A 23,259-nucleotide genomic window follows, 5' to 3' on the forward strand; every position below is an offset into this window, starting at 1 on the left:
CAGCCTAGAGGTTCGGGCCTGTTTTGTTCTCTGGTAGAGCAGAGCAGGCTCAGGGCTACTGAAAGCCCGCTCCGTACTGCGAAGCAGTCAGGGTCGGGTAGTTTACTGTGGCATTGGCGGCAATAAAGGCTGCCTCATCTACTCCCGTCGGCTGCCGATCCAGCCCAATTGGCCAGGTGTCCTGTTTTTCTCGTTGCATTTAGAGTCGAGGCCGTTCATGTCAGTTGGGCTTGACGTTGAGAGAGTAGAGGGGATTCAGACGGTTGCAAGGGGCGAGTGGCAAAGAAAGTTTCGTAGATACAATCGCCAACATGGTTCATTTGTAGCTGCAATTTGTCGAGAAACTCATGTAAGCCCTGCTCCATAATGTCGTCGATGGTCAGGTAGTCCAGCTCAGAACGCAGGCGGCCCAAAGCTCGCTCGCTGGGATCCCGCCAAGTATCGGCTGGGGTGCCGGTGATTTGGTGCAGGGATCGATCCGCATGAATAAGACAAAACTGAATGGAGCGGGGAAATTGCCGATCCAAAATCAGGAAAGAGGCCACCTCTCTGGGATTGATGCGGTGCTGGCGGCTGTATTTCCGGTACATTTCATAAGCACTGGCCGACTTCAGCAAAGCAATCCACTGCAACTCATCCAAAGCCGTGCCCACGTACTGCAGAGAGGGCAGCAAGATAAAATACTTAACGTCCAAAATGCGCGCCGTTTTGTCCGCCCGCTCCAAAAGACGGCCAATCTGGCCAAAGTGCCAACCTTCCCCGTGGGTCATGGTGGCATCCATCACCCCGGCGAATAGGTGACTGGCCAGCTTCACTTCCGTGAAAAAATCATGGAGCTGACTCAGGTGGGGGCCTTGCTGAGCCGCTTCTTTGACCATCAAATAAAAGCGGTTGACCCGCTCCCACATTTCTGAAGAAATGACCTCCCGCACAGAGCGGGCATTTTCCCGCGCCAGCCGCAAACAGGAAAGGATGGAGTTGGGGTAATCCCTATCAAAAGCCAGGAACTGGATGACTGTTTCTTGGGTTGCCTGGCCATAGCGTTGGTAAAACAGCTCCTGATCCCCGGTGGTGTAGACGATGGGATCCCACTGCTGAGCGGTGCCGCTGGGCGAGTCGAGAATCAGGTTTAGGTTGACATCGATAAAGCGGGCGATGTTCTCGGCGCGCTCCACGTAGCGGTTGAGCCAGTAGATGGAATCGGCCACGCGACTCAGCATGCTGTTGCCTCCTCTGGAGTGTCTTGTCTCTGTGCTCCGTTCAAATTCAACAAACGAAGCAGCCGCCGCAGCTTCACCAGCAGCACCCCCGTCAGGCCGGTCAAGATCCACCCCATCCACTCGGCTGCAGTACCCAGATAGCGCACCTGCACGCGATGATCCCCCGGTGGGATCCGCACCTGCAACAGCCCCACTCCGCTGTGCTCAGCAGACGTGAGGCGACCATCCACCTGTACCCGCCAAGCAGGGTAGTAAAAAGTGCGCAGGACTACCCATTGATCCTGATCGGTGGGGTTAACGGCCCGAAAACGACGGTAGCCATAGCGCCACTGCTCCACTTCCAACAGTGGCTCCAGATCGCTTTGTTCTCGTCCAAAGTTCACCATGTCGCCTTGCCACCGCAGCAGCGGATCCACCTCTGGGGGCGGCATGGGCAGCGTTGCCTGGCGAGGCCGGTACTCCAGCACATCCACCAGCGCCAGCCCGTCGGGAAAGCGCCAGTGCATGTGGAGAAAAGCAATGCCCGGTCGCTCCTGGGGCTCGTTGGGAAATTGCTTGGCGGCAGACAGCTCTTGAAAAGTCTGGATGGTTTGCGGGTCAAACCAGGCTCTGGACAAGACCTGCCAGCCCTGCCAGCTTTGTATCCCCATTGCCAGACCTATCCCCACAATCAAGAGGATCCTCCAGCCCTTTTGCCCCCACCTCCAGGCGGCCAGGGATCCCAACAGCCAGGGCACGGTTACCGCCGTCACCGCCATCCAGCGCCAAGAAAACTGAATGCGCCGCAGGGGCAAAACCCACTCGTAGAGCCAACCCAGCAGATCCGTCATCATCAGCAAGGCCACCAAGCTGGCCCCCAAGCTGTAGAGCAGGATCGCTTTGGCCAGGGGAGCAGAGGATTCTAAGGCACCATGGGACTCCGTCTCGCCAGCACGAACGGAATGGATCGGGGTCATCCCCCTTGTCCTGCAGGCCAGCCAAGTTGGGAGAATCAGGATTCCAACACCCAAGACAACGGCTACCATCCAGAGCCAGTACCCTACCAGGCCGCTTTCAAACCAGTGCTGCGTCAGTTGCGGCTGGAGCCGGGTTAGCCCACTCAGCATCAGGCGATGTTGGGGCATGTACTCTTCGACGAAATTGACGAAGTCCACCTGGACAAAGCGCTGATCCCAAAAGGCTGGCAGCAGATAAAACGCCGTCCACCCCAGCCCCAGCCCAAACCCCAAGTAGCAGCGCCCCACCCTGGGCCAGAGGGGATCCCAGCGGCCCAGCACCCAAGGCAGAGGCAGCCAAGTTAGCGTAAAGACCAGCAAAGTGGGCAAGTGAGATAGGGCCAACAGGCCGTAGCTAATGGCTAAGGCCACAATCGGCCAAAGGGACTGGGGCCGGCAGATCACCTGGACTGAGGCCCAGAAAATCCAGGGAGAGACAGCAATGGCCCACACTTCCCCCATTGCCCCCCGTTGATAGATATCCACCAGCCAATAGGGGCCGGCCATACCCGCCAGAGCCAAAACCAGGGCCAGAGCCCAGGGGATGAGTTGCCGGAGAAGGGCATACAGCCCTGCGCCAAAGACTGCCATCGCCAAGCCCATGCTGGCCACCAAAGAGGTGGGCATGTCCAGCCCCAGCAGGCGAAACGGCAAAGGGGCCACCATGCACAGAGGGGGATAAAAAGCAAAGGTGGGATTGCCGTAGCCGAAGTTGGAATACTCCAGCCAGCGGGGGTAAAACTGCCCGCCGAAAAACTGTCGTTGATACTGAAAGGCCCAACTGAGGTTGAAGTGAGTGGAGTGAGTCATGGGATAGCCCTGGTGCAGCATGGGCCAGAGCAGCACCCCAATGCCCACCAACAACCCTAGCCCAACACCCCTCTCTGGTTGTTGCAAAGCTTTCAGCATTTCTCGGCGTTATCCCGATCCTCTGCCTCGAAAGGCCCAGACTTCCCCCCATACTTGCGCAACAGCCGGATGTTTTCGATCACCATCGTCTTTTCCAGGGCCTTGGCCATGTCGTACAGGGTGAGGGCGGCCACGGAAACAGCCGTCAGAGCCTCCATCTCCACCCCTGTTTGGGCGTTGGTTTTTACTGTAGCGGTGATCAGAAAGCCGGGCAGATGGGGATCCGGATCCAGATCCACAGTGACGCTGCTCAAGGGGAGAGGATGACACAGCGGGATCAGATCGGCGGTGCGCTTGGCAGCCATGATCCCGGCCAGGCGGGCCGTTTCCACCACATTCCCTTTGGGCCCTTGACCGGCCAGAATAGCCTGCAAAGTCGTTTCTGACATGCGTACCTGTCCTTGGGCAGTGGCCAAGCGGGCAACCATGGGCTTGTGTCCCACTTCCACCATTTGTGCTCGGCCAGAGGCGTCCAGGTGGGTGAGGGCTTGCCCAACAAAGGACTCTGTCCTGCTGGCGCGACTAGAACTCGAATCCGATGGCACCCCGGCCTCCCACAATCCTTGAGAGCTGAAGAGTTGGCTTAGGCTCCGATGAGGTCGGCAAATCGGCAACCAGACCCGCAGGGACTTGACAACTAGTAGCGAATCCAGGCATAGGCGGCATCAGAGAGCACCGGCACCTCGGCGTAGTGGCCGCGAATGTTTTGCACCCAGGCGTAGACGGTGATGGCAATCACCCCCAAGAGAGCCGTGGTGGCCAAAATGCTGACCATCGCTGCCAGGCCAACGTTGCCGAAGAGTATGCCAAACGCCTGCATCAGCACCTGCACCAAGAACAAGGCAATGTTGAGCAAGAGCGCCTGGATGGTGTTGAAGCGAACAAAATGGGCTACGCGGGTGTTGCGGATCACCAGGAACAGGAGAGCCAAAAACACCCCCATTCCCAGCCAGCCCGTGGCCAGGGGCACCAGACGAAACAGAGGCGCAAAAATGGGGATCAGCCCTGGCAAAGATTGAAACAGCCCAGAGGGCAAAAAGCCCAAGGGCAGAGCCGATACCAAAGGCAGAAGGTAGGGAAGGGATCCCCACAGCCGATTGATGGGAGTGATGTCGCCGCGCCAGGTCATAATCCGTCGATCCCTATTAGGTGCAGTGGTCATTGAAGTGAAGTTTGCTTGTCGGTGCGCTTCCAGGATCCCCACCAGCTAAAGATTCAGAGAGAGAAAGCAACACCCAAGCCTTGGGCCTATTGTAGTCGATGGATTTGGGTGGCTCAACGCGCTTGGCCGCAAGCCGGCTTCTGCTTTCCAGTGAGCAGAAAAACTCGAGGCCAAAAGGTTCAGGGTGAGCGTTCCGATGCATCTGGGCTGGTATAATCAACGGCAAGTCCTGGCTGCATACCGGTTTTTTGGGTTCTTTACATTTTTCAGCTTCCACCATGAAGATTTCATCGTCTCCCGCTGCTGGCGTTGTCGGAGCTTTCCTCTGGCAAGTTTGGTCTGGGCTGATGGGTTTTCTCAACGACCGTCTGTTGCCGGAGCGCTATCACATTCGGCCCGAAGCTTTGCCGGAGTGGATTGCCCAGGTGTGGGCAGGCTATCTGCGCTATCGGGAAGCCTCTCGTCCGGGGGCGATCCAGTTTCGCGGCTTGACGGTGGATCCCAGCCGAGATCTGCGCTCAGCTCACCTCGGATCCCGTCCGCTCCGCTACCGCGGCTGCCCCATGGAGACGGTTGCCCGACCTGGGGATCCCTCTCCTGCCGTCCAACCCATCCCTGAAAAGGCTTTTGTGCCCCCCTACTGGAGACTTCTCAATGCGCTGCGCTTGAAGTTGAGCCTGGCCGATGTCGATTGCTATCCGGTCACTCCGGCCCTGCAGCGGGTTTACCGAGGTCGAGAGTTTTAACACCGCTCTGCTCCTTAGCGGCAATGGGGTGTTGATGCCGGGGATCCCTGCAGTGGGTGGGGATCCCTTTTTGGACTTTGTTCGCGACAGCGGGACGGAGTCTCCGGATTGGACTTGTAGGTTTGGGTGCGGGTGGTTTCTCCTGAGGGGAAAGCTGAGAAAGACTGCAAAAAAACTTAAGGTCACTTTCCCGCTGGGGGATAAGAGCCCCTACAGTGGATAAAGAAGAATATGGTGCTCCGCACCGCCAACGCAATGAGCCTTGTTATGTCCAAAAGCGGCGTGCTCCTGCTGAACTTGGGGGGGCCAGAGACCCAGGCTGATGTGCAGCCCTTTCTTTACAATCTGTTCGCCGATCCTGAGCTGATCCGCCTGCCATTTCCCTTCTTGCAGCGGGCCTTTGCCTGGGCCATCTCCATGCTGCGGGCCGAGAAATCCCGTCGCAACTATGCGGCCATTGGGGGGGGATCCCCCTTGCGGCGCATCACTGCTGAGCAAGCGCGAGAACTGCAGGCCCACCTGGTGGCTGAGGGCTATGACGTGCCGGTGTATGTGGCCATGCGCTACTGGCATCCGTTGATCGAGTCGGTGGTGCAGCAGATCAAGTCGGATGGGATCACCCGCTTGGTGGTGCTGCCGCTTTACCCGCAGTATTCCATCAGCACGACGGGATCCAGCTTTAAGCTGCTGGATCGGCTCTGGGCTGAAGATCCGGAGCTGGCATGCATCGAGCGCTGCCAGATCTGCTCCTGGTACGATCAGCCCCAGTATGTGCAGGCGATGGCCAGAGGGATTCGGGAACAGTTGGATGGATTTGCCGCTCCCGAAGGGGTGCATGTGCTGTTCAGCGCCCACGGCATTCCCGAAAGCTATGTCACCGAGGCCGGGGATCCCTACCAACAGGAAATGGAAGCCTGCGTGCGGCTGATCTGGCAGCAGGTGGGACGCCCCAATGACCACACCCTCTCCTATCAAAGCCGGGTGGGTTCGGTGCGGTGGCTGCAGCCCTATACCGAACGGGTCATCCTGGAGTTGGGCTCCCGAGGCGTGAAGCAGTTGCTGGTGGTGCCGATTAGCTTTGTGTCGGAGCACATCGAGACCCTGCAGGAGATCGACATCGAGTATCGGGAACTGGCCCATCGAGCTGGGATTGCCGATTTTCGCCGTGTGCCCGCCTTAAATACCGACCCTCTGTTCATTGCTGGCTTGGCGGCGCTGGTGCGGCCTCATCTGCTCACTCCGGGCTTGGCAGCTCCTGCCTTTGTCCCTGCTGCTGTGGGCAGCTCGCTGCTGGAGCGGTAGGGAAGAACGCCAGGCATTTCATTGTTGCTCTGCTCATTGTTGCTCTGCAACGCTGACGCGACCAGACGAGGACGCTGACTTCATACCCCCAGAAGCGTTCTCCTACCACCCCAGGTGTCTCATCTTCATGGAGTTTTGACTGAGAATGACCCTAAGCCCGAGCGAAGCCTTGCTGACGAAGTGGCTGCTGACCTATTTTTACCAACGGCTGCCTTTCCCCCAAGAGTGGCTGCCGCAGGAAAGCTATTGGGTAGGGGGATCCCTGCGGGATGCTTACCTGGCTTGGCTGCGGAGCTGTGCTGCTGGGGATCCCGCTCGCGACGGTGGGATGGAGTCCTCAGCGTCGGTGGATTTGGACCTGATGTGCGCTGTGGATCCCGTGGGCTGGGCAGCGGCAGTGGCACGGCGGTTGGGGGCGGGCTTTGTGGTGTTGGATCCCGAACGGCAGATTGCCCGCATTGTGTTGGCAAAGTTGACCGTGGACGTGGGGCTGCAGGTGGGATCCACCCCTGAGGCGGATCTGGAGCAGCGGGACTTCACCTGCAATGCCCTGGCCTTGGATCTGCAACGGGAGCAACTGCTGGATCCCACGGGCGGACAAGCCGATATTCGCCAGGGCCGGATGCGCATGATCCACCCCGACAACCTCAGCGCCGATCCGGTGCGGCTGTTGCGGGGTTATCGACAGGCAGCTCAACTGGGGTTTGGGCTGGATCCGGCTACGCAAGAGGCAATCCGGGAGCGGGCCCCCCTTTTGGCCAACGTGGCGGCAGAACGAGTGCGGGCAGAGGTAGTGGCCCTCTTGGAGGCAGGGATCCCCGGGCTGGCTCACCTACAGGGGGCGGTGGCGGCGGGGTTGCTGCAGGCTTGGCTGCCCCACCTGAAACCGGAAAGTCCGGGCTTCCCTCAAGCTCAGGCGGTGTGGGAGTGGGCCGAACGCTGGCGACCGCTGTATCCCCGCACGCTGGCAGAGCTGGCCCAGCCCTTGACATCCTCACGCGAAGGGCGCGGCAGGCTGTTGGCAGTGGTGCTGGCGGCCTTGTTGTGGGATCCAGCGGGAACTGAGGACTCTGTCTTGCTGACGCGAACGGCAGAAAGGGTGGAAACCGAGCTGGAGCGGCTGCGCTTCAGCCGAGCGGAAATGCGGGCCATCCAAAAGCTACACCATCTTCTGCCTCAGCTTCAGCTTCTCCTGACGGACTCCCCCACCCCTGCGCAACAGTGGCGGCTTTATCAACAGGCGGGATCCCTGTTTGGTGGCCTGGCGCTGTTGGCGGTGGCTACGGGCGGCGACCCTCAAAAGCTAGAGTCTTGGCTCAAACGCTACGAAGACCCCCAGGATCCCCTGGCCCATCTGGTGCCCTTGCTGGATGGCCGCGATCTGCTGCACAGCTTGGGGGCCAAACCCGGCCCCTGGGTAGGCCAGTTGCTGCAAGACCTCCAGGAGGCGCAGGCTTGGGGGCAGATTCAAACTCGTGCCGAGGCGCTCTCTTTTGCCCGCCGGTGGCGTGGCCAGCAAAAAGACTAGCCGAAGCGATAGCCGAAGCCGCGCACCGTCACCAAATACTCTGGGTTGCTGGGATCCAGCTCCAATTTTTCCCGCAGCCAGCGGATATGCACATCGACGGTCTTGCTGTCGCCCATGAAGTCGGATCCCCAGATGCGCTCCAGAAGCTGTTCCCGCGTCCAAACGCGGCGGGGATTGGACATAAACAGCTCCAACAGGCGAAATTCCTTGGGGGAAAAACTCACCTCAACGCCCCGCACCAACACGCGGCACTCCTGGGTAAACATACACAGATCCCCGTAACGGAGCACCGTGGCATCGCTGGCTTGGGCCAGTTGTTGCCGACGCAACACCGAGCGACAGCGGGCGATCAGCTCCCGCATGCCGAAGGGCTTGGTCAGATAATCGTCGGCCCCCAGTTCCAAGCCCACCACCCGGTCGGTTTCGCTACTTTTGGCCGTCAACATCAGGATGGGAATCGTGTTGCCCTCCCTGCGCAGCAGCCTGCATAGATCCAAACCGTTCAAGCTGGGCAACATCAAATCCAGGATCATCAAATCCAGCCGCTCCGCCGTGTGCACCAACTCAAGGGCTTGCCGACCATCGGCGGCTTGTAAAACCTGATACCCCTGCTCTTCTAAAGCCAGGGCAACCGTTTCCCGAATGGCATCCTCGTCCTCCACCACCAGCAGGGTCTCCAGATGGGGAGCAGCTTCCTTGGCTTGAGGAAGTGAACCGGTCATGGAGAGGGTTGCTTCCATACAGAACTCCGTCGCGCCTGCGCATTTGCGGCCTCAACCCCCCAGAGCAGAGCGGGTCACGTAGCAATCACTGCCTCACAGGGGAAGAAGGGCAAGTGCCGCCACCGTCAACAGCAGCCCCCCGATAGGATATCAAACTTCCAGGGCAGGCCAATAAAGAGAACAGGGGCGGACTGACTTGCACAGGGCCTTGAGACGGCGAATGGAACCGAAAGGATTCCAAAAACCTGCAATTCAGGATGATTGATTTAAGATCTCTAATGTGGAGCCGCCCCTACCCACGCCTCATGGTGCTCTGCACCCCTCCCGCGAACGGCAACTCACGCTTTAAGGACTCCGTCCCGCTGTCGCGATTGGCCGGAAACCGGTTATGTCTGCTTCCCCTTCTGCACTCTGGGCCACTGGCGGAGCCATTCTGCGGCTGTTGCGCTGGCATAAGCCGGCAGGGCGATTGATTTTGATGATCCCGGCGCTGTGGGGAGCTTTTTTGGCCGGACGGGGAACGCCCCCTTGGCCGTTGGTCGGGATCCTGATTCTGGGCAGTTTGGCCGCCAGCGGAGCGGGCTGTGTCATCAACGATCTTTGGGATCGGGACTTAGATCCATTGGTGGAGCGCACCCGCCATCGCCCGTTGGCCAGCCGGGAGTTGACCGTTGGCGTCGGGATCCTGATGGCGGTGGTGAGTTTGGCCTGTGCGGCAGGGCTGGCGCTGTTTCTCAACCCGGTTAGCTTTGCCCTCTGTGTGGCGGCGGTGCCGGTGATCCTGCTCTATCCGGGGGCCAAGCGGGTGTTTCCGGTGCCGCAGTTGGTGCTGGCTCTGGCGTGGGGATTTGCCGTGCTCATCAGTTGGACGGCGGTGAGCGGCCAAGATGCCAACACACCCCTGTGGGAAGAGGGGCTGGGCTGGCTGTGGCTGGCCACGGTGTTGTGGACACTGGGATTTGATACCGTCTATGCTCTTGCGGATCGGGAGGACGATGAGCGGGCCGGGATCCATTCCAGCGCCCGTTTTTTCGGGCAGCGGACGCCGACGGCGGTAGGGCTATTTTTTTTGGGCACTGCCATCGCGCTGTTGGGGGTAGGCCTCAGCCTACGGTTGCATGGAGTTTATTTTGTCAGCTTGGCCATCGTCACTGTCCTCTGGGGCCGGCAAACCTGGCAGCTCCACCAAAGGAATGCCTCTCCCACCTTGTACCTGGCCATCTTCGGCCAAAATGTGGTGCAAGGGTTTATTCTGCTGGCGGGGATGATCGGCGGGTCCCTGCTGGCCTGAGGGATCCCCTGGCCTCTCGCATGGCCAGATGCCTCTCTGAAGAACGCCTTGCCCCTCAGCCGACGCTGGGGCTGCCTCTTTGGGAAGGGATCCCGACAAATCTCCGGACTGGCAGGAATCGGCCCAGGGCCATGGGCAAACGGTAGAATGAGACGACTAATTGCAGGATCCCAGCCTCCGATGGCCCCACTGAGCAGCGGTGAGCCTCCCTATGACATTCTTATTCTCTCAAACGGCCCTGGAGAGCTGACCACCTGGGTGCGTCCGGTGGTGATGGAATTGCGCCAGCAACTGCCTCAGGCACGCCTCTCCCTGGTGCTGTCCCCCTGCCCCCATGCTTCCGGGCAAGAGATGAAGATAGCGCAAGCGTTCGTCGACGTGGATCGGGTGCAGGATCCCGATTTTTTTCTGGCTTTTTTGCTTACTGGCCAAACCGAAGAAGCCTGGAATTGGGCCAAGCGAGGGGTGGTGCTGTTTCTGGGGGGGGATCAGTTTTTTGCCGTCTGGATTGCTCGCCGCTTGCGCTATCGGCTGGTGGTCTATGCTGAGCATCAACCCCGTTGGCGGCCTTGGGTACATGCTTTCGCCGTGCGAACCGAGGCAATCAAACGCCGCTACGATGGCGGACGGCTGCTGGGCCACCCTTGGGCCCACAAAATGCACGTTGTCGGGGATTTGATGGCGGATGGCGTAGCCAGCGCTGTCTATTTGCCGGGGGTGCCCCTTTCCGGCTGGCTTGGCAGCAGATCTCCTGCCGCTGCCTCCAAACCCACGGCAGGCTTTTCTTCCCCAACCCAAGCCTTTGGCCTGCTCCAAGATGCATCTCCCAGCTCCATCGGCGAGGGGGAGCCTGTAAGAACTGCGCCAGAGAGAGTGGGGAACCGCTTCACCGATGAAGAATTGCTACCGCGCGGCTGGCAGCGTCTGAGCGATGAGAACCGCACCCACTACCAGGTGGGGCTGCTCCCAGGCTCCAAGCCAGCCAAGCTCTCCTTGGGGGTGCCATTGGTGTTGGCTGTGGCCGATGAGCTGCGACAGATGCTGCCGAATGTCCGCTTTGTGATCCCGGTGGCCCCAGGACAAACCCCCCAGTCGTTGGCAGCCTATGCCCATCCCAAGCTCAATCCCGATATGGCTTTGATCTATGGCACCTCAGCCATTCTGGAGCAGACCAATCTGGGATCCCAGTTTGTTACCCCCTTTGGCAGCACGGTGCAATTGTGGACGAGCTTCCCCGCCTATTCTGTGCTGGCCAACTGCGATCTCTGTCTGACCACCATTGGCGCCAACACCGCCGAGCTGGCTTATTTGGGGGTGCCGATGATCGTGGTGATCCCCACCAACAAGCTGGAGGCAATGCGCGCCTGGGATGGGATCCTCGGCCTGTTGGCCCACCTTCCGGGCTTGGGCACTTGGCTGGCCCGCGTCTTCAATAGGATTGCTCTGCGTTGGCTGGGCCACTTGGCTTGGCCGAACATCTGGGCGGGGCGAGAGGTGGTGCCAGAGTTGCGGGGCCATTTGCGCCCGGTGGCCGTGGCCGAGCAAATGCGAGTTCTGCTGGAAGATCCCCAGCGCCGTCAGCAAATGCAGACAGAACTGCAGCGGCTGGGGGGAAGGCCGGGAGCCGCGCAAGCCATTGGAGAACTGGTGGCTCAGCAGTTGAGTAAAGGCTAGGGCAGAAGGCAATTTGCTTGAGCTCGACCCAGTGGAGAGTTGCGCGAGGAGCTCCCTTGGCGCGATTGGAGATCTCTCCTTGCTGCCGGCAAAAAGTGCTAAAAGGGGAGTGGAGGTTCCTAAACGGAGACCATTCATGCTGACGGAGGCCGAGCAGTCGGCGGTGGAAAGCCCCAAAATGGGGGAGGGCAATTCTCTCCCTGCTGGCAAGCCGGAGCCAAAACTGGGGTTCTGGCAGCAATTTTGGGAGGATGTTGATTGTGTCTTCGATCGGGATCCGGCAGCACGCAATCGCTGGGAGGTCATCTTCACTTATCCCGGTGTGCATGCTCTGTTTTTGCACCGCATCGCCCACTGGCTGTGGAAACGGCGCTGGTTTTTCCTAGCGCGGCTGCTCAGCTTCTTGGCTCGTTCTTTCACATTGATTGAAATCCACCCGGCAGCCAAGATTGGGCGGCGCTTTTTCATTGACCACGGCTGTGGGGTGGTGATCGGTGAGACGGCAGAAATTGGCGATGATGTTACCCTCTACCACGGGGTCACCTTGGGGGGTACCTCTTGGAACAAGGGCAAACGTCATCCCACCCTGGAAAATGGGGTGATTGTCGGCACGGGGGCAAAGATTCTGGGGCCGGTTCGCATTGGGGAAAAAGCTCGTATCGGAGCCAACGCGGTCGTGATTCAGGATGTAGCTCCCGGCATGACGGTGGTTGGGATCCCAGGCCGTGCGGTCATCCCGCCCCATCAGCGCCGCATCCCCGCCCATGGCATTGACCTGGATCACCATCTCATGCCTGACCCAGTGGGACGGGCTATCGAACAGTTGCTGCACCGTATCCAAGATCTGGAAGCCCAGGTGGCCCGCCTTAACCGGGAGCGGGAACAGGTCCGGCAGGATCAGGTGAGAGGCGAAGCAGAATATTCCTGATCCGTCCTGCTGATGCGAACGATCTGAAGATTTGTCTGAACCAGGTGGCTGGACAAGAGGGTTCAGCTTTCGGGGTATGCTGTGAGAGCGCTGGGCTGGGTATCCCGGCCAGCTTTTTCCTCTGGGCCCTTCTCTACTGGATAACGCCTCCAATGCCCCTTGCTACTGCGCAACGCTGTCGCGAACAGGATTCTGTACCGTTGGCTTTGTTGAGTGTATCCGACAAAACCGGACTGATCCCGCTGGCCCAGTCCCTCGTGCAAGAGCATGGCTTTCAACTGCTCAGCAGTGGGGGAACCGCCAAGGCGCTCTCAGAAGCTGGGATCCCGGTCACCCCTGTCTCTGCCCACACTGGCGCGCCGGAAATCTTGGGGGGAAGGGTGAAGACGCTGCACCCCCGCATCCACGGCGGCATTTTGGCCCGCCTGGAATGCAGCGAAGACCGGGCAGACCTAGAGGCGCTGGGGATCCCTCCCATCCAACTGGTGGTGGTCAACTTCTACCCTTTTGAACAGACAGTGGCCCAGGCAGGAGTGTCTCTGGAGGAAGCTTTTGAGCAGATCGATATCGGCGGGCCCACTTTGGCGCGGGCGGCAGCCAAAAATTATCCCTACGTTACGGTGCTGACGGATCCCAGCCAGTACCCCCAGTATTTGCAACTGCTCTCCGGGGCCTATGGGGAAACAGAGCGGCTGGCGTTTCGCTTCCAGTGTGCTCGTCGGGCCTTTGAGCAGGTGCTGGCCTACGACCGCGCCATCGTCACCTACCTGGCTCGCCTGGAGCTAGCAGGTCCCTCCCAGTCCTCCGCAGCTGCCGCTGAAGACAGGTTTCAACTGCAAGGGATCCTGTGGCAACGCCTGCGCTACGGGGAAAATCCCCATCAAGCTGCCACTTGGTATGTGACGGATCCGGCTGCCCCCGGCTGGCACCGGGCTAAGCAGTTGCAGGGGAAGGAGCTGAGCTACAACAACCTGCTGGATCTGGAGGCGGCCCGTGCCCTGGCGGCAGAGTTAACCTTGTTACTCCGCAATGCTGATGCGACGCGGCCCACTGACGGGAAGGGCTCTGTGTCTTCTGGCTCTGCTCGGAGGGAGTTCTTGCAACCTGAACAAGCGGTGGCGGTGGTGGTTAAGCACAACAACCCCTGCGGGGTGGCCATTCGCCCATCGCCGGCTGCCGCCCTCGAGGCTGCCCTGGCTGCTGATCCAGTTTCGGCCTTTGGGGGCATCGTCGCCCTCAACCAACCCTTGGACGCAGAGACCGCCCGACGGCTGGTGGAGCCTTTTTTGGAGTGTGTGGTGGCTCCCGATTGCACTCCAGAAGCGGCTGAGCTACTGTCAGTCAAAAAGAACTTGCGGGTCTTGATCTTGCCGGACTTGTGTGTGGGGCCTGCCCAAACAATCCGCACCCTGGCCGGGGGCTTTCTGGTGCAAGACGCCGATTCACCTGTTGCTCTGCAACGCTGTCGCGACCAGGAACCGACGCAAACCGACAGCCCCCCTTCTTGGCAAGTGGTCACCCAGCGCCAGCCCACACCGGAGGAGTGGGCGGATCTGGAATTTGCCTGGATAGTCTGCAAACATGTGAAATCCAACGCCATTGTCGTCGCCAAGCAGGGACAGACGCTTGGCATCGGAGCCGGACAAATGAATCGGGTGGGAGCAGCGGAGATCGCTCTCCAGCAGGCGGGATCCCAAGCAGCAGGAGCTGTTTTGGCCAGCGATGGCTTCTTCCCCTTTGCCGACAGCGTGGAGATGGCTGCCCAAGCAGGGATCCGCGCCATCATCCAGCCGGGGGGGAGCATCCGCGATGCCGATTCCATTGCTGCTGCCAACGCTGCCGGTATTGCCATGGTTTGCACCGGCATACGTCACTTTCTGCACTGAGCCCGCCTTTCTGCTCAAGAGAGAAATCTTCCCAAGAGAGACAAAGAGTAGGGAGTATCCTCAACTTTAGGGCAACCCCCAGGCTCTGGCCCGCTCTGCCAGCCAGCCCTCAGCCCGCAAATTCTCCAGTTCTCGGCGCACCCGCAGCCGCAATTCGGCGTGCTGCAGCCCCTTGGGCATGGCAATGCCCAGCCCCACCGTTGCCAAGGGGGATCCCAGAAATTGAAACTGTTGCTCCGCAGCGCTTTCGCGACGGGGATGCTCTGCTAGCCACCCTGCCAGCACCGAGCGATCTGCTGCCCACCCCTGCACCGCCCCTTTCAGGAGCAGTTCCGCCCCTTCTCGGTAGGAATCGACAGGCACCAACTCCACCCCTGGCAGGTATCGATTCAGCAGGGGAATGGCGCTGGAGCCGCGCAAGACCGCAACGCGACCGCCCCGCAAGTCCGACCAGCTTTCCCAGTTGTGGGAACGAGCCACAACCAAGCTGGGGCCGTCCTGGTAGTAAGCAGAGGTAAACTCCACTTGGCGTGCCCGATCGGGTGTAATGCCGATCTGAGCAATGGCCAAATCCACCTGGCCGTCAGCCAGCACCTGCAGCCGCTCTACATTCGAGACCGGCACCAACTCCACAGCCTCTGCCGAGCCCAACAGCCGGGATCCCAGCTCACAAGCCAGCTCGATCTCAAACCCCTGCAGATCCCCTTGGGGAGTGCGAAACCCCAGCGGCCTCAAGTTGTCTTTTACGGCAACGCGCAGCCGTCCAGAATCCACAATCTCCGGCCAAGGACGAGCCACAGTAGGGATCCCTCTCCCCAGGCAGGCGAGGGCCAGAATGGCTGCCAGGAAGGACTTCTGGATAGCCGTCGGAACCTCCTCAGGAGGCGCGAGACTGGCGCGCTGCCTCCACCACCTGGGTAAAGGCCTCTGGATCCAGGAAAGCCAAGCGGGCCAACATTTTGCGGTTGAGCTGGATATTGGCTTTTTTGAGACCATCGATGAACTCGTGGTAACGCAGGCCCTGGGCACGGGTGGCCGCGTTGATGCGGGTAATCCATAGGCGACGAAAATCCCGCTTCTTGCGGCGGCGATCCCGGTAGGCGCTGCGCAAAGCCTTCATCACCTGCTGGTTGGCGGTGCGGAACAGCTTTGAACCAGCTCCCCGAAAGCCTTTGGCCAGCTTGAGGATCTTTTTGCGGCGCTTGCGGGCGACATTGCCCCGTTTGACTCTCATGGCAGTAACTCAATAGGAACTTGAACAAACTCAAACTGAAGGGTAGAAGCACTCCGTCCTGCTAACGGGATCGGAACTGCTGTCGCCAATGCCAGCCCCTGAAATCTTCTTGCCGGCGCGAGCGGGATCCCGGCTAGTGGGTGTTGGGCAACATCAGGCGCACATTGACCACATCCCGCTTGTCCACCAGGGCCACACCAGCCAATTTGCGTTTGCGCTTGCTGGTTTTGTGCTCCAGCAAGTGGTTGTGCCCGGCCCTGCGACGCATAAACTTGCCGCTGCCGGTCAGGCGGAAGCGCTTGGCTGCTGCCTTGCGGGTTTTGATTTTGGGCATGATGACAACCCCAGAATATGCGGGGCCAGAGCTAAAGGTCACAGCTTTCTAGGATAAGCCATAGAAGAACAAGAGGGCAAATGCCAAGGTTCGTCCCGCTGAGGCAAGGGAAAGGGGTCGAGAAACTCTCAGGAGACTGAGTTTTGAGGCTCCAGCAGCAGCACTTGCCAGCGCAGCAAGCGTTGCAGTTGCTCAAAGCTCAGGGGGCACTCTAGGCCAGCCTGGATCTCTTGGACGGTGCGGATCCCGTCCACCTGTTGGAGAAAGGCGAAGGCTTCTTCGCTCAGGGAGATGGCTTCGTAAGCATAGTTGAAAATGCTCCGCCCCGGCCACAGGCCCAGACAGGGGCTGAGGTGGGCAATGGCTGATGCTACACTTTCCGGGCTTGTCCATTCCCAGCAGCGGATGGGGGGCTTGCCGAGAAACAGCTCGTAGTGGGCTACCACCGGATCCAGCAGCTCGATCAGGCGATAGCGTTCCGGTTCCGGCAGCTGAGCCGCCTGAGCCAGCAGGGCCTCGTCCTGGCCCAACACCCGTTCCAGCCGCCAAAACTCCGGGTTGGAAAAGCGCAGAAACTGCAGTCCGGAAGCCCGGATTAATTCAAACAGAGTCTCGATGGTGTAGTCCACTTCCTGGGGGTGCAGGTACATATCGGCGAAGCATTCGTCGTCCACGTTCTCGATGGCCCAGCGGGCCCGTTCTTGCTGCTGGATGCGGTTGGTTTCCGGCAAGATCTCGAAAAGGCGGCGGCCCACCTGGAGACCCCTCTGCAATTGCTCCGCCGAGGCAAGGGTCTGGTGTTCAGAACCTGTTACCAGCAGGCGGATGGCCTTTTGCATGAGGCGGATTTCGTGGCGGCCCAGCTCACCATACACAAACAGGTGCAAGAGCCCGCCGGGAGCCAATTTGCCGGCCAAAGCCTGCAGCCCCGCTAGCGGATCGGGCAGGTGGTGGAGCACGCCCACGCAGTTGATGAAGTCAAACTGCCCCGGCAGCTGGTCGATGTCGTAGACGTTGAGCTGGCGAAACTGCACCGGCGGTGCCTGGGAAGCCCGACAACGGGCCTCGGCAATCTCCAGGGCGCGGCTGCTCAGATCAAAGGCCCAAATTTCTGCGTTGGGGTTTTGGTGGGCAATGTATTCTGTTCCCACTCCCGAGCCACAGCCCGCATCCAGAATGCGCACCTTGCGCCGACCCGGATGGGATCCCGTACAAAAGGCATGGGCCTGGGGCCAACTCCAGCGCCAATTCCACCCTGGCGGGGGAACAGTGCCGATGGGCTGCGGGGGGAAGGGGTAGAGCTCGTAGAGCTGCCGCACTTGGTTGAGGATTTGTTCGGCGCTGGGGGAGTTGGGCTGCATGGACTATCTGTTGGAGCCAGCAAGACTATAGTGACAATATCCCCCTCTCAAACTCCTGCTGAGCCTACTGTTATGAAAGTGCTCCGCACCGCTAGCGCGAACGCTTCTGCTCATCCTCTACAGACCGGCCTCACCTTCGACTGGATCAGGCTGACGGCTGAGCTCAAAAAGATTCTGGATCCCCAGCGGGTGATCAGCAAGCCGGAGGAGCTGCTGGTTTACGAATGCGATGGGCTGGTCAGCTACCGGCAAAGGCCGGCGCTGGTGGTGCTGCCCCGCACAACAGAAGAGGTAGCGCAGGTGGTGAAGCTGTGCAGCCGCTACCAGGTGCCCTTCGTGGCGCGGGGATCCGGTACGGGCCTCTCAGGGGGAGCCCTGCCGGTGGAAAATAGCGTCGTCATCGCCACCACCCTGATGAAGCAGATCCTGGAAATCGACCTGGACAACCGCTGCATGGTGGTGCAGCCGGGGGTTATTAACACTTGGATTACCCAGGCCGTGGCCGCCCAAGGCTACTTTTATGCGCCGGATCCCTCTAGCCAGTCGGTTTGCTCCATCGGCGGCAATGTGGCGGAGAACTCCGGCGGTGTCCACTGCCTCAAGTACGGCGTAACAGCCAACCACATTCTCGGCCTGACGGTGGTGCTGCCGGATGGGGAGGTGGTGTGCTGGGGAGGCAAGATCCCGGAGATGCCCGGCTACGACTGGGTGGGGCTGTTTGTGGGATCCGAGGGCACCCTGGGCATTGCCACCGAGATTACCCTGCGCTTGCTCAAGGCCCCGGCTCAGGTGCAGGTTTTGCTGGCAGACTTTGACAGTGTGGAAGCGGCGGGATCCACCGTCTCCGACATCATTGCTGCCGGGATCATCCCCGCCGGCCTGGAGATCATGGATAACTTCAGCATCAATGCCGTGGAAGATGTGGTTCAGTTGGGCTACTACCCGCGGGATGCGGCGGCCATTTTGCTGGTGGAGGTGGATGGGCTAGAGCTGGAGGTGGAGGAAGCCGGCCAACAGGTGAGGGCGCTGTGCTTCAAAAATGGGGCGCGACAGGTGCAAGTCGCATCCGACCCGGAAGAGCGGGCGCGGGTGTGGAAAGGACGTAAGGCAGCATTTGCCGCCATGGGCAAGCTCAGCCCCAACTACTATGTTCAGGATGGGGTGATCCCCCGCAGCCAGCTAGCCTTTGTCTTGAAGGAAATCGAGCGCCTCAGCCGTGAGTACGGTTATCCGGTGGCCAATGTGTTTCACGCTGGCGACGGCAATCTGCACCCCTTGATCCTCTACGACGAGTCGGTGCCGGGATCCCTGGAGCAGGTGGAGAAACTGGGGGGCGAGATCCTTAAGCTCTGCGTGCGCTTGGGGGGCAGCATCTCCGGCGAACATGGCATCGGGGCAGACAAACGCTGCTACATGCCGGAAATGTTTACGCCTGCCGATCTGGAGAGCATGCAATGGGTGCGGCAGGTGTTCGACCCCCAGCACATCGCCAACCCCGGCAAGATCTTTCCCACCCCCCGCACCTGCGGTGAGTCAGCCCACGCCCACAGCCAACCAGAATGGCAAGGGATCCCAGTCTTTTGATTTTGAAAGTTTGAAGGTGCTCCGAACCGCTGGCGTGATTGGAATAGCCCTCAGGCTGGGATCAGCCGGCTTGGCGTTGCTGCTGCAGCTCGGCAAAGGCTCGACAGAAGTCTTCCTGTTGGATGACCAGGGTTTTGGCATCCACCGTCTCGGAAGTGGCGCGGTGGCGGCGGATGGCGGCAATGGCGGCGCGGTTGCTGAGCAGGGCCAGGTCGGCACCACTCCAACCTTCGGTCTGCTCGGCCCAACCCTGTAAGTCCACATCAGGCCCCAGGGGACGCTTGCGGTTGTGAACGGCCAAAATTTCCCGTCGCCCGCTGCGATCCGGCAGCTCCACGCTCAGGTGCAGCTCCAACCTGCCGGCCCGGGTGAGGGCGGGATCCAAACTGGCTTTGCGGTTGGTGGCGGCCACCACCAACACCCCCTGGCTGGGGCGGATCCCGTCCAGCTCTGCCAGCAGCTGCCCCAGAACGCGGTCGCTGACCCCACTATCCCCGGAGTAGCTTCCCCGCGCCGGGGCGAGGGTGTCGATCTCGTCGATGAAGATGACACAGGGGGCGCATTGGCGGGCGCGGGCAAAAAGTTCCCGTACCGCCTGCTCGGAGGATCCCACCCATTTGCTCAAGAGCTCCGGGCCGGAGACGGCAATGAAGTTAGCCTTGGCCTGGGAAGCGATGGCTTTGGCCAACAGGGTTTTGCCAGTGCCAGGGGGGCCGCTGAGGAGGATGCCCTTGGGCGCTTGGGCCTGAGCCTGCTCGTACAACTCAGGGTGCAGCAGGGATCCCTCGATGGCCTCTTGCAAAATCTGCTTGGCGTGCTCCAGGCCGCCAATTTGATCCCAGCTCACCTGCGGGGATTCAATCTCCACCGAGCGCAGCACCGCCGGCTTCACCTGTTGCAGAGCCTGTTGAAAATCCGCTGCGGTTACCGTCAGGGACTCGGGGATGGGGGATCCCAAATCGGGCACCTGCCGCCGCAAAGCCGCATAGGCTGCTGCCTGGCACAGGCCCCGCAGATCTGCCCCCACAAAGCCCAGCGTCTGATCCGCCAGGCTGTCCAGATCCACATCCTCCGCCAAGGGCATGCCGCGGGTGTGGATGGCCAGGATCTCCCGCCGCCCCTCCCGGTCCGGCACCTTGAAGATCACCTCCCGATCAAAGCGCCCCGGTCGCCGCAGAGCCGGATCCAGAGCCTCGGGCCGGTTGGTGGCTGCCAGCACCACGATCCCCTTTTGGGCCACAAACCCGTCCATCAGCCCCAGCATCTGGGCCACCAGGCGTTTTTCCACCTCCCCCTCGACAGTGGCGCGGTTGGGCACTAGGGCATCGATTTCGTCAATAAACACCAGACAGGGAGCCGATTTGGCTGCCTTTTCAAACAGTTGCCGCAGGCGCGCCTCCGCCTCGCCGTAGTACTTGCCGATCAGCTCCGGGCCGACAATGGCGATGTAGTTCACCCCCAGGCTCTCGGCCAGGGCGCGGGCCGTCAGGGTTTTGCCGGTGCCGGGGGGGCCTACCAACAACACGCCGCGGGGCGGATCCAACCCCAGCTTGGCCAGCAGATCGGGCCGCTTGAGGGGGATCTCCACCATCTCCCGCAGCGCTTGGAGCTGTTCCCTCAGTCCCCCCACATCCTTGAGGCGTGGCCCAGCCCAAGACTCTGGGCGGTCGGCAGAAGTTGCTGGCGGGTCGGGCACAGCGGCCTTGGACGGTTCCTGGAAGCGAACCGCAGACATCACTTGGGGCTCGCTGCTCCAGGGGGGATCCCCCGTTTGGGCAGGGCTGCGGCGGCGGGGGATGGAGCCGGAAGGGGGAATAGAACTGCCCAGAGGACGGGCCTGGATGCGGACTTCGGTTCGCAGCTCTCCACTTTGCTTTTTCTCGTCCAGCTTCTGAGCCAGCTCGATCAACTGCTCAATGCCCTGTACAAAGTCACTTAAATTGGCCATAGCCGGGATTTTCCATCCACACAAGTTATCTGCAAATTGACCCGCCAGAGGTGCTAACTCATCCCCTGCCTGGCCAGCTCAGGTGAGGAGAGTTCCACGGCTAGATGCTCAGTATGATACCCTTCACTGCGGCTGCCGTCGGTGTTGGGCAAGGAGAATCTGCTCTCGGATCCAGCCCAGCCAGGGCTCCAGCCCGTCGCCCGTCTTGGCAGAAAGACAAAAAATCGGCACAGAAGGGTTGATCTCGCGGATATTGGCCTGGATCCGATCCAAATCCACCTCCAACACAGGAACCAGATCCACTTTGGTGATCAGCAGACAATCCGCCTCTCGAAACATGATTGGGTACTTGAGAGGCTTGTCTTCCCCTTCTGTGACGCTGAGCAGTGCTACCTTGGCGTGTTCCCCCACCTCAAACTCCGCCGGGCAGACCAAGTTGCCGACATTTTCCACCAGCAGCAAATCCAGTTGTTGGGGATCCAGCAGTGCTTCCAATTGCTGCAAGCCCCCGGCCACCATGGCCGCATCCAAATGACAGGCCCGCCCCGTGTTGATGGCAATCACCGGGATCCCGTAGCGACGCAACCGCTCCGCGTCCAGTTGGGTCGTCATGTCTCCCTCGATCACCGCCAGGCGCAGCGAGCCGGCAAGAGCGACCACGGTTTTCTCCAGCAAAGACGTCTTACCCGCCCCCGGCGCGCTCATGAGGTTCAGACAGGTTACTCCCCAGGCATCAAAATGCTCCCGGTTGTGGTCGGCCTGGTGTTGATTGGCGTGGAGCAGGTTAATCCCCAGATCCAAGACTTGGTGCATGGCACAACCCGTGTTGCGGTTGAGGAGAAAACGCTCTAGCTGCGGAAAGAGCTGGATTCGGCCACCGTAGGGGTGGGAGAAGGGCCGACGGAGAGTTTACGCACCTCGGAGCAGAAAGAAGCCATGCTGAAGCCACCGAACCGCTTGACAGTGCTGGCCCGCAGGCGCAAGTTGGGGCTGGCAAACCAAATGCGCTCTTCCGATTCGGTCATCTCATACTGGGTGTAGAGGGTGAGGGCGCCATCGGATCCCATGACATAGGTACCGGCCACCGGTACTTTCTCAGCGTAGCCCTGATCCCGCAGCAACTGCCCGCGCATGGGATCGGTCTCATCGGGGATAGGTACCAGCACCACGTCTCCCTTGTACTCTTCGTTGTCCCACTCCTGCTCGCCATCCCACCGCACCCGCGCTGCTCCCACAGCTCGTCGGGGATCCACCCTGAACAACTCGCAAACCCGGATGACTGCTGGATCGGTTGCCGCAAGGGTGGCAATTTGTAGCCGCGACCTCCCACCCTCAGAGCGGCGAAAAGCCAAGTGATGGCTGGTGCGTTGGCACATCCACTCCCCAGCACTGAGGGCGAAAAACTCCATTACGGTCATCATGGCCGACGCGGATCCTCATCGATGGAACAGGGTTTGCCGATCTTAGCTTGCAGAGCAACTCAACGGTTTAGCTAACGGTGGTGCGGGGGCAATCAGTCCTGCGCTCTACCCGCAGGGTAAGCACCGGGATACAGGGATCCCCACCATACCCCTGAGCGAAATCTGTAGCAAAACCTACTTATGCTGGTGTAACCTACAAGCACCGGATTGATCCAGATGCCTCTCAACAAGCCGCTCGCGTCAGCGGGACGGAGGCCTTGCTGTTGGCGTGGCTGGAGATTGGCCGGGACGTATACAACTACACTTTGCCGGAAATCAACGAGTGGATAGCATCTTGCTCTTGGCCGGTGGACAGGGGTTCCTGGGTGCAGGAGTCCATCCTGTCTGCCGATGCACCGTTCCCTGGGATTAGACTTGTTTTGCAAGCTGGCAGTAGCCAGGGAGGCTGGGGAAGGGGAACCACCTGTCCAGTCGGTCTGTCGGGGGTTGTAGACCCAGACAAGTGGCGTGGGGCAGGAATGCCCGACCGCGAGGTAAGGACTCCGTCCTGCTGACGGGAAGGGTGGCCCGCGTCTGTCCACAGGACGAGCGCCGGGAGGATGTCACCATAATCCCCTGCCCAAAGGCAGAGGATTCTGGCTCTTGGTTCCAAGACAGCACTTGCCGTATCGGGTTGCCCCTTTACGACAGCGGTGCCCATCTCCCCAAGCGGGGCAGTTCCCTTCTGCCCTAAGTACCGTTGAAGAGAAAGGGCAAAACCTAAAGGGCAAAACCTATTTAGGTTGCTTGCGTAGTCGCCGGACTACCGGGTTTTTTAAGTGGTTGACTACTCTACTACTGGTCTAGAGTACAGCACAAAAGCTGCCGTGAACGGCAGGGCTTTAGACCCAATTCTTTGGTAAAACAATTGCCAATAAAATGCCAATAAAAGGCTACCCGCTTGCTCGCCTTGCAGGGGCCAACTCAAGCGCTAGGCCAAGAGAGCCAAGGTTTTTTTAACTCAGCACAGGTGTC

21 protein-coding genes are annotated in these 23,259 nt (G+C 60.2%); 8 read left to right on the forward strand and 13 right to left on the reverse strand.

Annotated elements, in window-relative coordinates; genetic code table 11:
* Nucleotides 1-55 precede the first annotated feature (55 nt).
* From NW805_RS07150 to NW805_RS07170, 5 genes are all read right to left on the reverse strand, one after another.
* Nucleotides 56-199 (reverse strand): hypothetical protein, encoded by a 144-nt coding sequence (locus NW805_RS07150; RefSeq protein ID WP_414422160.1) that lies wholly within the window; start codon nt 197-199, stop codon nt 56-58.
* A 16-nt stretch (nt 200-215) separates the two neighbouring features.
* The gene (locus NW805_RS07155) at nt 216-1,220 is read right to left on the reverse strand and encodes an alpha-E domain-containing protein (protein WP_414383389.1); all 1,005 of its coding nucleotides are present in this window, start codon (nt 1,218-1,220) and stop codon (nt 216-218) included.
* Nucleotides 1,214-3,124: a hypothetical protein gene (locus tag NW805_RS07160; RefSeq protein WP_414422091.1), complete on the reverse strand. Its 1,911-nt coding sequence runs from the start codon at nt 3,122-3,124 to the stop codon at nt 1,214-1,216. Before NW805_RS07160 ends, NW805_RS07155 begins: the two co-directional genes overlap by 7 nt.
* A complete protein-coding gene (moaC, locus tag NW805_RS07165) occupies nt 3,118-3,669 on the reverse strand; it encodes a cyclic pyranopterin monophosphate synthase MoaC (protein ID WP_414422092.1) in 552 nt (183 codons plus the stop codon). Before moaC ends, NW805_RS07160 begins: the two co-directional genes overlap by 7 nt.
* 92 nt (nt 3,670-3,761) lie before the next feature.
* Nucleotides 3,762-4,286 carry a Tic20 family protein gene (locus NW805_RS07170; protein WP_414422093.1) on the reverse strand — a complete coding sequence of 175 codons (525 nt, stop codon included), beginning with the start codon at nt 4,284-4,286 and terminating at the stop codon, nt 3,762-3,764.
* Nucleotides 4,287-4,564: 278 nt separating this feature from the next.
* Here NW805_RS07170 and NW805_RS07175 point away from each other — a divergent pair, with 278 nt between their 5' ends.
* The 3 genes from NW805_RS07175 to NW805_RS07185 all read left to right on the forward strand — a co-directional run bounded on the left by NW805_RS07175 (nt 4,565) and on the right by NW805_RS07185 (nt 7,862).
* Complete coding sequence (locus tag NW805_RS07175) at nt 4,565-5,032, forward strand: hypothetical protein (protein ID WP_414422094.1); 468 nt, start codon at nt 4,565-4,567, stop codon at nt 5,030-5,032.
* Nucleotides 5,033-5,299: 267 nt separating this feature from the next.
* Entirely contained in the window at nt 5,300-6,334 is a 1,035-nt protein-coding gene (gene hemH, locus NW805_RS07180) for a ferrochelatase (RefSeq protein WP_414422095.1), read from the forward strand.
* Nucleotides 6,335-6,479: 145 nt separating this feature from the next.
* A complete protein-coding gene (locus tag NW805_RS07185; RefSeq protein ID WP_414422096.1) occupies nt 6,480-7,862 on the forward strand; it encodes a CCA tRNA nucleotidyltransferase in 1,383 nt (460 codons plus the stop codon).
* Here the strand turns inward: NW805_RS07185 and NW805_RS07190 are convergent.
* A complete protein-coding gene (locus NW805_RS07190) occupies nt 7,859-8,602 on the reverse strand; it encodes a response regulator (protein ID WP_414422097.1) in 744 nt (247 codons plus the stop codon). The two genes, NW805_RS07185 and NW805_RS07190, sit on opposite strands and share 4 nt — an antisense overlap.
* Before the next feature lie 370 nt (nt 8,603-8,972).
* On the opposite strand from NW805_RS07190, the gene NW805_RS07195 reads away from it, so the two are divergent.
* The 4 genes from NW805_RS07195 (at nt 8,973) to purH (ending at nt 14,363) form a co-directional block, all read left to right on the forward strand.
* The gene (locus NW805_RS07195; protein ID WP_414399646.1) at nt 8,973-9,875 is read left to right on the forward strand and encodes a 4-hydroxybenzoate solanesyltransferase; all 903 of its coding nucleotides are present in this window, start codon (nt 8,973-8,975) and stop codon (nt 9,873-9,875) included.
* 180 nt (nt 9,876-10,055) lie between these two features.
* On the forward strand, nt 10,056-11,549 hold the full coding sequence (locus tag NW805_RS07200; protein WP_414422098.1) for a hypothetical protein: 1,494 nt from the start codon (nt 10,056-10,058) through the stop codon (nt 11,547-11,549).
* A 136-nt stretch (nt 11,550-11,685) separates the two neighbouring features.
* Nucleotides 11,686-12,477, forward strand: coding sequence for a serine O-acetyltransferase (gene cysE, locus NW805_RS07205; protein ID WP_414422099.1), 792 nt, complete (start codon nt 11,686-11,688; stop codon nt 12,475-12,477).
* Nucleotides 12,478-12,629: 152 nt separating this feature from the next.
* Nucleotides 12,630-14,363 (forward strand): bifunctional phosphoribosylaminoimidazolecarboxamide formyltransferase/IMP cyclohydrolase, encoded by a 1,734-nt coding sequence (purH, locus tag NW805_RS07210; RefSeq protein ID WP_414422100.1) that lies wholly within the window; start codon nt 12,630-12,632, stop codon nt 14,361-14,363.
* 66 nt (nt 14,364-14,429) lie between these two features.
* Here purH and NW805_RS07215 read toward each other — a convergent pair whose 3' ends face one another.
* The 4 genes from NW805_RS07215 to NW805_RS07230 form a co-directional block, all read right to left on the reverse strand.
* Nucleotides 14,430-15,161, reverse strand: a complete 732-nt coding sequence (locus NW805_RS07215; RefSeq protein WP_041436884.1) for a transporter substrate-binding domain-containing protein — start codon at nt 15,159-15,161, stop codon at nt 14,430-14,432.
* A 79-nt stretch (nt 15,162-15,240) separates the two neighbouring features.
* Nucleotides 15,241-15,597: a 50S ribosomal protein L20 gene (gene rplT / locus NW805_RS07220; RefSeq protein ID WP_011434388.1), complete on the reverse strand. Its 357-nt coding sequence runs from the start codon at nt 15,595-15,597 to the stop codon at nt 15,241-15,243.
* A 133-nt stretch (nt 15,598-15,730) separates the two neighbouring features.
* On the reverse strand, nt 15,731-15,931 hold the full coding sequence (gene rpmI, locus NW805_RS07225; protein ID WP_011434387.1) for a 50S ribosomal protein L35: 201 nt from the start codon (nt 15,929-15,931) through the stop codon (nt 15,731-15,733).
* A 128-nt stretch (nt 15,932-16,059) separates the two neighbouring features.
* Complete coding sequence (locus tag NW805_RS07230; RefSeq protein WP_414413497.1) at nt 16,060-17,292, reverse strand: class I SAM-dependent methyltransferase; 1,233 nt, start codon at nt 17,290-17,292, stop codon at nt 16,060-16,062.
* A 72-nt stretch (nt 17,293-17,364) separates the two neighbouring features.
* Between NW805_RS07230 and glcD the strand changes: the two genes are divergently transcribed.
* Complete coding sequence (gene glcD, locus NW805_RS07235) at nt 17,365-18,876, forward strand: glycolate oxidase subunit GlcD (protein ID WP_414422101.1); 1,512 nt, start codon at nt 17,365-17,367, stop codon at nt 18,874-18,876.
* Nucleotides 18,877-18,937: 61 nt separating this feature from the next.
* Here glcD and NW805_RS07240 read toward each other — a convergent pair whose 3' ends face one another.
* From NW805_RS07240 to NW805_RS07250, 3 genes are all read right to left on the reverse strand, one after another.
* Nucleotides 18,938-20,824, reverse strand: coding sequence for an AAA family ATPase (locus NW805_RS07240; RefSeq protein ID WP_011434384.1), 1,887 nt, complete (start codon nt 20,822-20,824; stop codon nt 18,938-18,940).
* 123 nt (nt 20,825-20,947) lie between these two features.
* Nucleotides 20,948-21,637 (reverse strand): hydrogenase nickel incorporation protein HypB, encoded by a 690-nt coding sequence (gene hypB, locus NW805_RS07245; protein WP_414343585.1) that lies wholly within the window; start codon nt 21,635-21,637, stop codon nt 20,948-20,950.
* Between the two features lie 35 nt (nt 21,638-21,672).
* On the reverse strand, nt 21,673-22,245 hold the full coding sequence (locus tag NW805_RS07250; protein WP_041436880.1) for a phycobiliprotein lyase: 573 nt from the start codon (nt 22,243-22,245) through the stop codon (nt 21,673-21,675).
* Between the last annotated feature and the right edge of the window lie 1,014 nt (nt 22,246-23,259).

It is taken from the genome of Synechococcus sp. W60.1, assembly GCF_047461575.1.
Lineage (GTDB): Bacteria > Cyanobacteriota > Cyanobacteriia > Thermostichales > Thermostichaceae > Thermostichus.

Excerpts from the sequence above, each read along its gene's own strand:
- NW805_RS07150 (WP_414422160.1), bottom strand. The coding sequence starts at position 199 with ATGCAACGAGAAAAACAGGACACCTGGCCAATTGGGCTGGATCGGCAG.
- NW805_RS07155 (WP_414383389.1), bottom strand. The coding sequence starts at position 1,220 with ATGCTGAGTCGCGTGGCCGATTCCATCTACTGGCTCAACCGCTACGTG.
- NW805_RS07160 (WP_414422091.1), bottom strand. The coding sequence starts at position 3,124 with ATGCTGAAAGCTTTGCAACAACCAGAGAGGGGTGTTGGGCTAGGGTTG.
- NW805_RS07170 (WP_414422093.1), bottom strand. The coding sequence starts at position 4,286 with ATGACCACTGCACCTAATAGGGATCGACGGATTATGACCTGGCGCGGC.
- NW805_RS07175 (WP_414422094.1), top strand. The coding sequence starts at position 4,565 with ATGAAGATTTCATCGTCTCCCGCTGCTGGCGTTGTCGGAGCTTTCCTC.
- hemH (WP_414422095.1), top strand. The coding sequence starts at position 5,300 with ATGTCCAAAAGCGGCGTGCTCCTGCTGAACTTGGGGGGGCCAGAGACC.
- NW805_RS07185 (WP_414422096.1), top strand. The coding sequence starts at position 6,480 with ATGACCCTAAGCCCGAGCGAAGCCTTGCTGACGAAGTGGCTGCTGACC.
- NW805_RS07190 (WP_414422097.1), bottom strand. The coding sequence starts at position 8,602 with ATGGAAGCAACCCTCTCCATGACCGGTTCACTTCCTCAAGCCAAGGAA.
- NW805_RS07195 (WP_414399646.1), top strand. The coding sequence starts at position 8,973 with ATGTCTGCTTCCCCTTCTGCACTCTGGGCCACTGGCGGAGCCATTCTG.
- NW805_RS07200 (WP_414422098.1), top strand. The coding sequence starts at position 10,056 with ATGGCCCCACTGAGCAGCGGTGAGCCTCCCTATGACATTCTTATTCTC.
- cysE (WP_414422099.1), top strand. The coding sequence starts at position 11,686 with ATGCTGACGGAGGCCGAGCAGTCGGCGGTGGAAAGCCCCAAAATGGGG.
- purH (WP_414422100.1), top strand. The coding sequence starts at position 12,630 with ATGCCCCTTGCTACTGCGCAACGCTGTCGCGAACAGGATTCTGTACCG.
- rplT (WP_011434388.1), bottom strand. The coding sequence starts at position 15,597 with ATGAGAGTCAAACGGGGCAATGTCGCCCGCAAGCGCCGCAAAAAGATC.
- rpmI (WP_011434387.1), bottom strand. The coding sequence starts at position 15,931 with ATGCCCAAAATCAAAACCCGCAAGGCAGCAGCCAAGCGCTTCCGCCTG.
- NW805_RS07230 (WP_414413497.1), bottom strand. The coding sequence starts at position 17,292 with ATGCAGCCCAACTCCCCCAGCGCCGAACAAATCCTCAACCAAGTGCGG.
- glcD (WP_414422101.1), top strand. The coding sequence starts at position 17,365 with ATGAAAGTGCTCCGCACCGCTAGCGCGAACGCTTCTGCTCATCCTCTA.
- NW805_RS07240 (WP_011434384.1), bottom strand. The coding sequence starts at position 20,824 with ATGGCCAATTTAAGTGACTTTGTACAGGGCATTGAGCAGTTGATCGAG.
- hypB (WP_414343585.1), bottom strand. The coding sequence starts at position 21,637 with ATGCACCAAGTCTTGGATCTGGGGATTAACCTGCTCCACGCCAATCAA.
- NW805_RS07250 (WP_041436880.1), bottom strand. The coding sequence starts at position 22,245 with ATGATGACCGTAATGGAGTTTTTCGCCCTCAGTGCTGGGGAGTGGATG.